A 12,737-nucleotide genomic window follows, 5' to 3' on the forward strand; every position below is an offset into this window, starting at 1 on the left:
CCGCCCCGGGTCTAGGCCTGGGGCAGCACCACCTCGAACAGGGCGCCGCCCCGGCTGCCCCGCAGGCAGCGGATGCGGCCGCCGTGGGCTTCCACCACCGCCCGCACCACCGCCAGGCCCAGGCCGCTGCCGCCGCTGGCCCGGCTGCGGGAATCGTCGCCGCGCTGGAAGGCGTCGAACAGATGGGGCAGCAGTTCTTCCGGCACCCCGGGTCCGTCGTCCTCGATCTGGAAGACGAAAGCGCCCTCCCCCAGGCGGCAGGAAATGGTGATCTCACCGGGCTGGGCATAGCGCCGCACATTGTCGAGCAGGGCCATGACGATCTGCCGGATGCGGGTGACGTCGCACAGCACCGGCGCCGCCTCCAGCCGCAGGCGCAGGCGGAAGCCGGCGGCCACCAGTTCCGGCTCCAGCAGGCTGGCGATGCGCAGGATTTCCGCCGCCAGGTCGCTGCGCTCCAGGTGCAGGTTGAGGTGGCCGCTGTCGGCCAGGCTCAGCACCCGCAGGTCCTCGATCAGCCGCGACAGGCCTTCCACCTGGGTCAGCAGGCTGTGGAACTGCACCGGGTCCGGTTCGAACACGCCCTCCGCCAGCCCCTGCAGACGCCCGCGCAGGATGGTCACCGGCGTGCGCAGCTCGTGGGCGATGGCCGCGTTCCAGGTGGAAAACTCGCTGCTCATGCGCTGCAGGCGCTCGGCCATGGCATTGAAGTCCCGCACCAGGACGGCGGTTTCGCCCAGGGCGTTGGCGCCGGCCTCGGCCCGGGCATCCAGGTCGCCGTGGGCCAGGCGACGCACGCTGTCGGCCACCGAATTGAGGGGCTGCAGGATGCGCCGGGCCAGGCGGGAGGCGGTATACACGGCCCCCAGCAGCCCCACCAGGGTGACCCCGATCATCCAGCCCCATTCGGGCCCGGTGGGGGGCCAGGCATCGGGAGTGGAGGAGACCATGGCCGGATTCACCTCCATGGCCACGGCGTAGAAGATGTAGAAGCTGACGTGGATGAACAGGGTCACCCCCAGGGCCACCGCCGACATGGAGATGACCAGCTGCCGGCTGAGGCCGCCGGGAAACATCAGGCATTCCCTTCCAGGCAGTAGCCGACGCCGCGCACGCTCACCGGCAGGCCGCCGACCCCGGCCTCCTCCAGCTTGCGCCGCAGCTTGCTCAGGTGGCTGTCCACGGTCCGTTCCAGGGCATCGCTCTCCGGCAGGCAGGCGTGCAGCAGCTCGCTGCGGGAAAAGACCCGGCGCGGCATGCGGGCCAGATGGGCGAGCAGGCGGAACTCGGTCAGGGTCAGGGCCAGGAGTTGCTCACCCTGATCACTGCGGACGCTGACGCGGAAGGCGTCCAGGTCGATTTCCAGGGGACCGGTGCGCAGGATGCCGGCTCCCCCATTCCCCTCCCCGCCGCCCAGGGTGCGGCGCAGCACGGCCCGGGCCCGGGCCGCCACCTCGGCCGGATTGAAGGGCTTGACCACGTAGTCGTCGGCGCCCATGCGCAGGGCCGAAAGCTTGTCCACATCCTGGTCATGGGCGGTGATCATGATGATGGGCGTGCTGCCGCGGCGGCGCACCTCGGCCAGCACCTGCCAGCCATCCAGGAGGGGCATGCGCACATCCAGCAGGAGCAGGTCGGGCCGCAGGGAGAGGTGCAGTTCCAGGGCCTCCCGGCCGTTGGCGGCGTGGGCGCTGCGCAGCCCCTCCCGCGCCAGATAGGCCCGCAGGATGTCGGCGATTTCCGGTTCGTCCTCGGCAACGAGGACCAGGGCCGCCGGGGAATTCACCGCCGCCTCCCATTTTCCGGGCGCAGCCGGGGTGCCGATGCTTCCGGCAATGTCCCTTTCCTTCCTGGGCGCTTCTCCATCATTTCTCCACATTTCCGCCACGGATAGTCAATTTCATCCGCCTACACTGGCCCGGTCATCACTATGCCGTCCCTGCCCTTCGCAGGACCCAGCCCCAAGCCATGAAAAAAAGCTTACCGCAACTGCGGCCGTTCCTTGTTTCCCTGTTCGCCCTCACCCTGGCCGCCTGCGGCGGCGGGGAGCCCCCCCAGGAAATGCCGCCGCCCATTGTATCCACCATCGTCGTGGAAACGCGCCCGGTCCATCTCGAAGACGAGTTGCCCGGCCGGGTCAGCGCCCTGCGCACGGCGGAAATCCGGCCCCAGGTCGGCGGCATCGTGCTGCGCCGGCTGTTCGAGCAGGGTGCCGAAGTGCAGGCCGGCCAGCCGCTGTTCCAGATCAACCCGGCACCCTTCAAGGCCGAGGTGGACAGTGCCGCCTCGGCCCTGAAGCGGGCCATCGCCGCCATGGAGCGGGCCAAGCTGCAGGTGGACCGCTTAAAGCCCCTGGTGGATGCGGATGCGGTGAGCCAGCAGCTCTTCGACGACGCCCTCTCCCAGTACAACCAGAGCTCGGCCGACGTGGCCCAGGCCAAGGCCGCCCTGGCGCGCCGGCAACTGGACCTGGACTTCGCCACCATCCGTTCCCCCATCGCCGGCCGCATCGGCGAGGAGCTGGTGACCGAGGGCGCCCTGGTGGGCCAGAGCGACGCCAACCCCATGGCCCGGGTGCAGCAGATCGACCAGGTCTATGTGGATGTGCGGCAGCCGGCCTCCATGCTGGAAGCCATCCGCAAATCCGCCGGCCAGAGCGCCAGCAGCGACGGCGGCAAGGACGGCAACGTGAAAATCCTCGACGCCCAGGGCAATCCCTATCCGGTCTCCGGCCACATCCTCTTTTCCGGCATCAATGTGGATGCGGGCACCGGCGACGTGGTCATCCGCATCCGGGTGAACAACCCGGAGCGGCATCTGCTGCCGGGCACGTTCGTGCGGGCCAAAGTGCCCCAGGGCGGCGACATCCAGGGGCTGCTGGTGCCGCAGCAGGCCGTGTCCCGCTCCTCCACCGGCCAGGCCCGGATCTGGGTGGTGGGCCAGGACGGCAAGGCCGGGGTCAAGAACGTGGAACTGGGCAAGCTGGTGGAACGCCAGTACCTGGTGCGCAACGGCCTCGTCGCCGGCGAGCGGGTCATCGTCGAAGGCCAGGACCGGCTGCAGCCGGGCATGCCCGTCTCGGCCCAGCCCTGGGCCCTGGCCGCTGACGGCAAGACGGTGGCGCCATGAGACTGCCTGCCTTCTTCGTCCGGCGCCCCATCTTCGCCTGGGTGATCGCCCTCTTCATCATCCTGCTGGGCCTCATCGCCATTCCCCAGCTACCCATCGCCCGCTACCCCACGGTGGCGCCGCCCATGGTCAGCATCTATGCCGTGTATCCCGGCGCCACGCCCCAGACCATGAACGACGCGGTGGTGGGGCTGATCGAGCGGGAGCTTTCCAGCGTCAAGAACCTGCTCTACTTCGAGTCCTCCACCGACACCTCCGGTTTCGCCCAGATCACCGCCACCTTCAAGCCGGGCACCAACCCGGAGCTGGCCCAGGTGGACGTGCAGAACCGCATCAAGACGGTGGAGCCGCGCCTGCCGGCCGTGGTGCGGCAGAACGGCCTCAAGTTCGAATCGGCGGCCTCCTCCTTCCTCATGTTCATCAGCCTCAAGTCCGACGACGGCCGCCACAGCGAGGTGGCCCTCAACGACTACATGGCGCGCAACATGGTGGAGGAACTGCGGCGGGTGGACGGGGTCGGCCGGGTGCAGCTGTTCGGCTCCGAAGCCGCCATGCGCATCTGGGTGGACCCGGCCAAGCTGGTGGCCTACAAGCTTTCCATGAGCGACCTGAGCGACGCCGTGACCCAGCAGAACACCCAGATCGCCCCGGGCCGGGTCGGCGGCGCCCCCACGGTGGAAGGCCAGCGGGTCACCTTTCCGGTCTCGGTGCAGGGCCAGCTGACGACCCCCGAGCAGTTCGCCGCCATCGTCCTGCGGGCCAATCCGGACGGTTCCAAAGTGGTGCTGGGCGACGTCGCCCGGGTCGCCCTGGGCGCCCAGAGCTACGGCGAGTCGAACCGGGAGAACGGCAAGCTCGCCGCCGCCCTGGGGGTGCAGATGTCCCCCGGCGCCAATGCGGTGCGCACCTCGGCCGCGGTCAAGGCGCGCCTGGCCGAGCTGGCCAAGACCATGCCGCCGGGCATGAGCTATTCGGTGCCCTTCGACACGGCCCCCTTCGTGCAGATTTCCATCGAGAAGGTGGCCCAGACCCTGCTCGAAGCCATGCTGCTGGTGTTCCTGGTGATGTACCTGTTCCTGCAGAACGTGCGCTACACCTTCATTCCCGCCATCGTCGCCCCCATCGCCCTGCTCGGCACCTTCACCGTGATGCTGGCCACCGGCTTCTCGGTCAATGTGCTGACCATGTTCGGCATGGTGCTGGCCATCGGCATCATCGTGGACGACGCCATCGTGGTGGTGGAGAACGTGGAGCGCCTCATGGCCAGCGAGGGGCTGTCGCCCAGGGAGGCAACCCTCAAGGCCATGAAGGAAATCTCCGGTGCCGTGGTCGGCATCACCCTGGTGCTGATCGCCGTGTTCATTCCCATGGCCCTGGCCGGCGGCTCCGTCGGCGTCATCTACCGCCAGTTCACCCTGTCCATGGCGGTCTCCATCCTCTTCTCCGCCTTCCTCGCCCTGACCCTGACGCCGGCCCTCTGCGCCACCCTGCTCAAGCCGGTGGACGGCGCCCACCACGAGAAGGGCGGCTTCTTCGGCTGGTTCAACCGCATGTTCGAGCGCATGACCGGCCGCTACGAAACCCGGGTGGTCGCCATGGTACGGCGCAGCGGTCGGGCCATGGCCGTCTTCCTGGCCATCACCGGGGTGCTGGCCCTGGGCTTCTGGCAGCTGCCTTCGGCCTTCCTGCCGGAGGAGGACCAGGGCTACTTCATCACCTCCATCCAGCTGCCCTCCGATGCCACCACGGAGCGCACCCTGGACGTGGTCAAGGCCTTCGAGGCCCATGCCGTCGGCCGTCCCGGCATCGAGGCGGTGCAGGCCGTGCTCGGCTGGGGTTTCTCCGGCTCCGGCCCCAACGCCGCCATCATCTTCACCACCCTCAAGGAATGGCACGAACGCCAGGGCGCCACCGCCCCCGCCGAGGTGATGGCCGCCCAGGAAGCCATGGGCGTGGCCCGGGAAGGCATGGTCATCAACCTGATGCCGCCGGCCATCGAGGAGCTGGGCACCTCGTCCGGCTTTTCCATGCGCCTGCAGGACCGGGCCAACCAGGGCTACGCCACCCTCATGGCAGCCCAGCAGCAGCTGCTGGCCATGGCCGCGGAAAGCAAGCTGGTAACCGGCGTCTATCCGGAAGGGCTGCCGCCAGGCAGCAGCGTCCGCCTCGACATCGACCGGCAGAAGGCCGAGGCCCTGGGCGTCTCCTTCGCCAACATCAGCGACACCCTGTCCACCGCCATGGGTTCCCTCTACGTCAATGACTTCCCCAATGCGGGACGCATGCAGCAGGTCATCATCCAGGCCGAGGCCCGTTCCCGCATGCAGGTGGAGGACATCCTGCGCCTGCACGTGCGCAACAACGCCGGCGGCATGGTGGCCCTGAGCGAGGTGGTGACGCCTCAATGGAGCGATGCGCCGCTGCAGCTGGTGCGCTACCTGGGCTATCCGGCCGTGCGCATTGCCGGCAGCGCCGCCCCGGGCGCCTCCAGCGGCGAGGCCATGGCCGAGATGGAGCGCCTGGCGGCGAAGCTGCCGCCCGGCTTCGCCGTGGAGTGGACCGGCCAGTCCCTGCAGGAGCGCCAGTCGGCGGCCCAGGCGCCGCTGCTGATGGCCCTCTCCATGCTGGTGGTGTTCCTGGTGCTGGCGGCCCTATACGAGAGCTGGACCATTCCCCTGGCGGTGATGCTGGTGGTGCCCCTGGGCCTGATCGGCGCCGTCTTCGCGGTGTACGCCCGGGGCATGCCCAACGACGTCTTCTTCAAGGTGGGCATGATCACGGTGATCGGCCTCTCGGCCAAGAACGCCATCCTCATCATCGAATTCGCCAAGCAGCTGCACGAGCAGGGCATGGGCCTGATCGAGGCCGCCGCCGCGGCCGCCCGCCTGCGCCTGCGGCCCATCCTCATGACCTCCCTGGCCTTCGCCCTGGGCGTGGTGCCCCTGATGCTGGCCAGCGGCGCCAGCGCCGAGACCCAGCACGCCATCGGCACCGGCGTTTTCGGCGGCATGATCACCGCCACCGTGCTGGCCGTGTTCCTGGTGCCGGTGTATTTCGTCTTCGTCCTCAGCCTGAGCGAGCGGCTGGCCGCCTCCGCCACCCTGCAACGCCTGCGCCAGCGCTGGAACAAGGATTGACCATGCGTTTATCTCCCCTCAGCCTTTCCCTCCTCTTGGCCCTCGGCGGCTGTTCCCTGGCGCCGGCGCTGCCAAAGCCGGCCCTGCCCGTGCCCGACACCTACGGCACTGCCCCGGTTGACGAGGCGACGGCAAAATCGGCGACTGCTTCCGCCGCCGCCATCGGCTGGCGCCGCATGTTCGGCGACCCGCGCCTGCAGCGCCTGATCGAAGTGGCCCTGGAACACAACCGGGACCTGCGCCTGGCCGTGCTCAACGTCTCCCAGATGCAGGCCCAGTACGACATCCAGCGCAGCTACCGGGTGCCCGGCGTCGATGCCGGGCTGGAAGGCTCGCGCCAGCGCAGCTCCAGCGACGGCGGCAACAGCACCGCCATCCAGGAGACCCGTTCCGCCAGCCTGGGCATCAGCGCCTTCGAGGTGGACCTGTTCGGCCGCGTCAGCTCCCTCTCGGAAGCCGCCTTCGCCCGCTACCTGACCAGCGAGCACGGCCTGCGGGCGGCCCGCCTCAGTCTCATCGGCGCCGTGGCCGAGGCCTATTTCGCCGAGCGCCTGGCCGACGAGCAACTGCGCCTGACCGAACTGACCCTGGCGGACTGGCGCCAGTCCCTGGACCTGGCGCGCAAGCTGAAGCTGGCCCAGCAGAGCAGCGGCCTGGACATCGCCCAGGCCGAAGGCCAGGTCGCCACCGCCGAAGCCGATCTGGAAAGCCGCCAGCGGGCCCTGGCCCAGGCCCGCAACGGCCTGGCCCTGCTGCTCGGCACGGAGCCGCCGGCGGACCTGCCGCCACCCACGCCCCTGGCCCAACAGCCGGTGCTGACCCAGCTGCCGCCGGGACTGCCGTCGGACCTGCTGGCCCACCGGCCCGACATCCAGCAGGCGGAACAGGCCCTCATCGCCGCCAACGCGGACATCGGCGCCGCCCGCGCCGCCTTCTTCCCGCGCCTGCTGCTGACCTTGTCCGTGGGCGCCATCAGCCCCTCCTTCGGCAGCCTCTTTGCCGGCGCCCACCAGACCTGGGCCTTCACACCCCAGATCAGCCAGCCCATCTTCCAGGGCGGGCGCCTGCGGGCCGAACTGCGGCTGGCCGAACTGCGCCGCTCGGCCGCCGTGGTCGAGTACGAGAAGGCCATCCAGACCGCCTTCCGCGAAGTGCGCGACGGCCTCGCCGGCAGCGCCACCTTCGGCCGCCAGATCCAGGCCCAGGAGCGGGCCGTGGCCAGCGCCGAGCGGCGCCGGGAGCTGTCCACCCTGCGCTACCGGGCCGGCCTGGACAGCCGCCTGGAACTGCTCGACGCCCAGCGCCAGGCCTATGCCTCCCAACTGGGTCTGCTGGAACTACGGCGGGACGACATCCGCAACGCCATCGGCCTCTACAAGGCCCTCGGCGGCGGCCGCCTGGAACAGGGCTGAGGGCCGCAGCAGCTCTCGATCTCCAGCCCGGCATGGCAGACAGGCCGTAGGGCTAAGGCGAGGCCGGCGCCTGCCGCCGGCCCAATGGCAACAAATTGTGTCCGGGCTCAACGGGGCGCCGGGGCCCGGCGTTATTTCCGCCAAGGGAGGCCTCCTGTCTCCCGCTGCGGAGATTGCCATGCCTACCCCCCGTTTCATCCCTCCCCGCCTCGCCCGCCTGCTGCTGGCCCTGGCCGCCACCCTGCTGGTGACGGCGCCGGCCCGGGCCGATCAATGGTCGGTACGGGCCATGCCCGCCGGCCTGGCCATCGGTATCGAGATCGGCACCCCGCCCCCGCCGCCCCGCTACGAAGTGATGCCGCCGCCCCGGGGCGGCTATCTGTGGGCCCCGGGCTACTGGGCCTGGGACGGCTACAACTACGTCTGGCTGGAAGGCCGCTGGCTGCGCCAGCGCCCGGGCTACATTTACGTGCCGGGCCGCTGGGAGCAGCGCCACCAACACTGGTATTTCAACGAGGGCAACTGGCAGCCCCGCCACCACCATCATCCGGGACCCGGCTACGGCCCGGGGCCGGGGAACTGGCACGGCGGGCCGCCGCCCCGGGGCCATCACCACCACTAGGTCGGTCCCCGCCATTGCCGAAGAAAAGGGAATGACATGCTTAACCTGCCCGGGGCATTTGCCGGTAGTCCGCGCCTGTTTCGGGGGTAAAAGCCACCATGGCTGAGAGGCAATAAGGACGGCCTTCTTCGGCATGGCACGGCTGACATTCCCGTCCCTATTGCCTCCTGGGGCAATGCTGTTTTCGGCCGCCGGCAGCGCGAACCCATTCCCTTTGGGGAGGGCGGTTCGCTCTCTCCGGGATGGCAGATCAAATGTGTGGCTGCCAAAGAAAAAGCCCCCGGCAAGCGGGGGCTTTCTCATCTGCGACGCGCGGCCGGCAAGGCCGTCCCGACGGCCTCAGAGCTGGGCCAGGCCCCGCTCCAGATCGGCCTGCAGGTCCTGCACCGCTTCCAGGCCGACGGCGATGCGCAGCAGGCCGTCGCCGATGCCGGCGGTGGTCCGGGCCTCGGCGCTGATGCGGCCGTGGGTGGTGGTGGCCGGGTGGGTGATGGTGGTCTTCACGTCGCCCAGGTTGGCGGTGATGGAGAGCAGACGGCAGTTGTCCACCACCTTCCAGGCCTCCGGCTTGCCGCCCTTGACCTCGAAGGAGACGATGGCGCCGCCGCTCTTCTGCTGGCGCATGGCCAGGGCGTGCTGGGGATGGGAGGCCAGGCCGGGGTAGAAGACCCGGGCCACCTTGGGGTGGGCTTCGAGCCAGGTGGCCAGCTCCAGGGCATTGGCGGACTGGGCGGCCATGCGGATCTTCAGGGTTTCCAGGCCCTTGGCCAGGACCCAGGCGTTGAAGGCGGAGAGGGTCGGCCCGGCGGTGCGCAGGAACTTGAAGACCTCTTCGGTGAGTTTCTTCGAGCCCACCACGGCGCCTCCCAGGACCCGGCCCTGACCGTCCAGGTACTTGGTGGCCGAATGCACCACCAGGTCGGCGCCCAGTTCCAGGGGCCGTTGCAGGGCGGGGGTGCAGAAGCAGTTGTCCACCGCCACCAGGATGCCCTTGGCGTGGGCGATCTCGGCCAGGGCGGCGATATCGGCCACTTCCGTCAGGGGGTTGGAGGGCGTCTCCAGGAAGAACAGCTTGGTTTCGGGACGGATGGCGGCGGCCCACTCTTCCGGACGGGTCTGGCTGGCGTAGGTGGTGCTGATGCCGAAGCGGGCCAGGATGTTGTTGAAAAGCTGGATGGTGGCGCCGAAGAGGCCGGCGGAGGCCACCACGTGGTCGCCGGCCTTCAGATGGGCCATGACCAGGGACATGATGGCGGACATGCCGCTGGCGGTGCAGATGGCGCTCTCGGCCCCCTCCAGGGCTGCCAGGCGGTCCTGGAACAGGCTCAGGGTGGGGTTGGAGAAGCGGGAATAGACATTGCCCTCCTCCTCGCCGGAGAAGCGGGCGGCGGCCTGGGCCGCGTTCTCGAAGACGAAGCTGGAGGTCAGGTACAGCGCCTCGGAATGCTCGTTGAACTGGCTGCGCTCCTGGCCGGCGCGCACCGCCAGGGTTTCCAGCTGCCAGTCGTTGTTGCTGTCGATGCTCATGGGGGTTCCTTAATGACCAAGCCCGTTCGGGAAATCCGGAACGGGCCTGGTGGTTTTTTCTCTGCTCCGGTGGGCGCTCAGTGTTCGGCGTTGTTGCCCATCAGGTTCAGGTCCAGCTGCTGGGTGGCATTGCTGTCATCCTCGTTGCTGGACTTGCCCTTGCCGCCACGGCCGTTCTCCACCTTGTCCAGGTAGGCCGGCGTGATGTCGCCGGTGACGTAGGTGCCGTCGAAACAGGAGGTGTCGAAACAGGTCAGCTCCGGATTGAGGGCGCGCACGGCGGCCTTGAGGGCGTCCAGCTCCTGGTACACCAGGGCGTCGGCACCGATTTCCTTGGCGATCTCGTCATCGGTGCGGCCGGTGGCGATGAGTTCGCCCCGGGTCGGCATGTCGATGCCGTACACATTGGGGTAGCGCACGGGCGGCGCGGCGGAGGCGAAGTACACCTTGAGGGCGCCGGCGGCCCGGGCCATCTCGACGATTTCCCGGCTGGTGGTGCCGCGCACGATGGAGTCGTCCACCAGCAGCACCCGCTTGCCCTTGAACTCGTGGGAGACGGTGTTGAGCTTCTGGCGCACGCTCTTCTTGCGGGTGGATTGGCCCGGCATGATGAAGGTGCGGCCGATGTAGCGGTTCTTCACGAAACCTTCCCGGTAGGGAATGTTGAGGGCCTGGGCCAGCTGCATGGCGGAGGGCCGGGAGGAGTCGGGAATGGGAATGACCACGTCGATGTCGGCCGGGTTGAGCACCTGCTTGACCTTCTCGGCCAGGAACTCGCCCATGCGCAGACGGGTTTCATAGACGGAGACGCCGTCCATGAGGGAGTCGGGGCGGGCCAGATAGACGTACTCGAAGATGCAGGGGGCGTACACCGGCTTGTCGGCGCACTGGCGGCTGGAGAGGTTGCGCTGCAGGTCGATGAAGACGGCCTCGCCCGGGGCGATGTCGCGCATCACCTCGAAGCCCAGGGTATCCAGGGTCACGGACTCGGAGGAGATCAGGTATTCGTAGCCCTCTTCCACCGGATTGCGGCCCATCACCAGGGGACGGATGCCGAAGGGATCGCGGAAGGCCAGCAGGCCGTAGCCGGCGATCATGGCCACCACGGCGTAGGCGCCGCGGACCCGGCGATGCACGCCGGCGACGGCGCGGAAAATGATGTCCGGATCGAGGCGGGCGCCCTTGGCGGCGGCCTGCAGTTCATGGGCCAGGACGTTGAGCAGCACCTCGGAATCCGAGTTGGTGTTCACGTGGCGCAGGTCCTGCACGAACATTTCCTCCTTCAGCACTTCGGCATTGGTCAGGTTGCCGTTGTGGGCCAGGGTCAGGCCGAAGGGGGAATTGACGTAGAAGGGTTGGGCCTCGGCGAAGTTCCAGGCGGAACCTGCCGTGGGATAACGGCAATGGCCGATACCCCAGTTGCCCGGGAGGGCCCGCATGTTGCGGGTACGGAACACGTCCCGCACCAGCCCCGGCCCCTTGTGCATGTGGAAGGTATTGCCTTCCGCCGTGGCGATGCCCGCGGCGTCCTGGCCCCGGTGCTGGAGCACCATGAGGCCATCGTAAAGGAGCTGGTTAACCGGCGTGGTCGCGACGACCCCGAGAATACCGCACATAGAACACCACCTGTCTGTTACAAAACTTGGGCCGGAAGCCGGAGGCTACCGGTACTTGATCCTTTTCGCCACCTCGTCGGGCAGCCAGGGCCTGGCCAGCAGCACCGCCGTCTCGAAGGGCGGCGCCAACTGGGCCTGGGCCCACCAGCTCGCCTTGGGCAGGGAAGTCATGCCCCCGGCGGCAAACAGCAACAACACGATCAGGGCGCCCCGGGCCACGCCGAAGACCACGCCCAGGAGCCGGTCCGCCAGGCCCAGGCCGAGGGCCCGGATCAGGCCCCGCACCGCCAGCCGCAGCAGAGCCAGCAGCAGCAGGACGCCGACGAAGACCAGGATGTAGCCGGCCACCAGGCGCCACACCGGATCGGCGATGAGGCCGGAGAGGAACACCTGGGCGGCTTCCGGACCGAAGGCCCGGGCAGCGAGGAAGCCGAGGATCCAGGCCACCAGGGCGATGATCTCGCCCACCACGCCGCGCCAGGCGCCCAGCAGCAGGGAGGCCAGGATGATGCCGATGATGGCAAAGTCCAGTGCGGTCATTGCCGGTCGTGCTTATTTCGCGGAGACGATGCCGTTGACACCGATTTTCTTCATTTTATCCAGGGCCTTTTCCGCCGCTTCCTTGCTCGGGAAGGGGCCGGCGCGTACGCGGGTCTTGGCGCCCTGGGGGGAATCCAGGTTCTCGGTGTAGGACTTGACGCCGATTTCGTTGAGCTTGGTCTGCAGCACCTTGACGTTGCCGGGGTTGGCAAAGGCACCGATGAGGATGACGTGCTGGCCGGCCGCGGCCGCCGGCTTGGCGGCTTCGGGCTTGCCGGCACCGAGCAGGGCGGCGGCGCGCTTGGCTTCGGCCTCGGCCTTGGCCTTCTCGGCAGCGGCGGCCTTGTCGGCGGCAGCCTTCTCCGCCGCCTGCTTTTCCGCAGTCCTGTCCACGGGCTTGGCGGCAGGCTTTTCTACCGGGGCGGGCGTGACGACGGGGGGCTTTTCTGCCGGCTTGGCGGGGGCCTCGGCGGCCGGGGCCACGGCGACCACGGGGGGCGGTGCCAGTTCGGTCCTGGCCGGGGCGGAGGGCTTGGCCGGCGCCGGCGTCGTCAGGGCCTGGGGATTGAAGGCGGTCTGGTCCTGGCCGGGGATGCGGATCTGCACGTCGGGGGTGGGCGGCGGCGGTGCCTGGTCCATGACCATGGGCAGCACGATGGCGGCGAACGTGACGAAGGCCACGGCCCCCACCAGGCGGCGCCGGGCACGTTTTTTCAGTTGCAGTTGTGCGTCACTGTCCGTCACTTGCATGCCC

The 12,737-nt window shown here is 68.9% G+C and carries 10 protein-coding genes; 4 read left to right on the forward strand and 6 right to left on the reverse strand.

The genetic code is table 11. The features are described 5' to 3' along the window. Positions 1 to 11: 11 nt before the first annotated feature. Entirely contained in the window at positions 12 to 1,076 is a 1,065-nt protein-coding gene (locus EV678_RS05920; RefSeq protein WP_130458832.1) for an ATP-binding protein, read from the reverse strand. Next, the gene (locus EV678_RS05925) at positions 1,076 to 1,786 is read right to left on the reverse strand and encodes a response regulator (RefSeq protein ID WP_205229925.1); all 711 of its coding nucleotides are present in this window, start codon (positions 1,784 to 1,786) and stop codon (positions 1,076 to 1,078) included. Before EV678_RS05925 ends, EV678_RS05920 begins: the two co-directional genes overlap by 1 nt. A gap of 182 nt (positions 1,787 to 1,968) precedes the next feature. Here EV678_RS05925 and EV678_RS05930 point away from each other — a divergent pair, with 182 nt between their 5' ends. From EV678_RS05930 to EV678_RS05945, 4 genes are all read left to right on the forward strand, one after another. Beyond that, positions 1,969 to 3,129, forward strand: a complete 1,161-nt coding sequence (locus EV678_RS05930; protein WP_130458833.1) for an efflux RND transporter periplasmic adaptor subunit — start codon at positions 1,969 to 1,971, stop codon at positions 3,127 to 3,129. Continuing rightward, positions 3,126 to 6,266, forward strand: a complete 3,141-nt coding sequence (locus EV678_RS05935; protein ID WP_328590241.1) for an efflux RND transporter permease subunit — start codon at positions 3,126 to 3,128, stop codon at positions 6,264 to 6,266. Before EV678_RS05930 ends, EV678_RS05935 begins: the two co-directional genes overlap by 4 nt. Positions 6,267 to 6,268: 2 nt before the next feature. Continuing rightward, positions 6,269 to 7,678: an efflux transporter outer membrane subunit gene (locus tag EV678_RS05940; RefSeq protein ID WP_130458834.1), complete on the forward strand. Its 1,410-nt coding sequence runs from the start codon at positions 6,269 to 6,271 to the stop codon at positions 7,676 to 7,678. Between the two features lie 178 nt (positions 7,679 to 7,856). After that, positions 7,857 to 8,300, forward strand: a complete 444-nt coding sequence (locus tag EV678_RS05945) for a YXWGXW repeat-containing protein (protein WP_207222186.1) — start codon at positions 7,857 to 7,859, stop codon at positions 8,298 to 8,300. A 339-nt stretch (positions 8,301 to 8,639) separates the two neighbouring features. Here EV678_RS05945 and EV678_RS05950 read toward each other — a convergent pair whose 3' ends face one another. From EV678_RS05950 to EV678_RS05965, 4 genes are all read right to left on the reverse strand, one after another. Next, the gene (locus EV678_RS05950) at positions 8,640 to 9,827 is read right to left on the reverse strand and encodes an O-succinylhomoserine sulfhydrylase (protein ID WP_130458835.1); all 1,188 of its coding nucleotides are present in this window, start codon (positions 9,825 to 9,827) and stop codon (positions 8,640 to 8,642) included. Positions 9,828 to 9,904: 77 nt separating this feature from the next. Continuing rightward, positions 9,905 to 11,443, reverse strand: coding sequence for an amidophosphoribosyltransferase (gene purF / locus EV678_RS05955; RefSeq protein WP_014238198.1), 1,539 nt, complete (start codon positions 11,441 to 11,443; stop codon positions 9,905 to 9,907). A 45-nt stretch (positions 11,444 to 11,488) separates the two neighbouring features. Next, entirely contained in the window at positions 11,489 to 11,983 is a 495-nt protein-coding gene (locus tag EV678_RS05960; RefSeq protein ID WP_014238199.1) for a CvpA family protein, read from the reverse strand. Positions 11,984 to 11,995: 12 nt separating this feature from the next. Further along, positions 11,996 to 12,733, reverse strand: a complete 738-nt coding sequence (locus EV678_RS05965; protein ID WP_130458836.1) for an SPOR domain-containing protein — start codon at positions 12,731 to 12,733, stop codon at positions 11,996 to 11,998. Between the last annotated feature and the right edge of the window lie 4 nt (positions 12,734 to 12,737).

Source organism: Azospira oryzae (assembly GCF_004217225.1).
Classification (GTDB): Bacteria; Pseudomonadota; Gammaproteobacteria; order Burkholderiales; family Rhodocyclaceae; genus Azospira; species Azospira oryzae.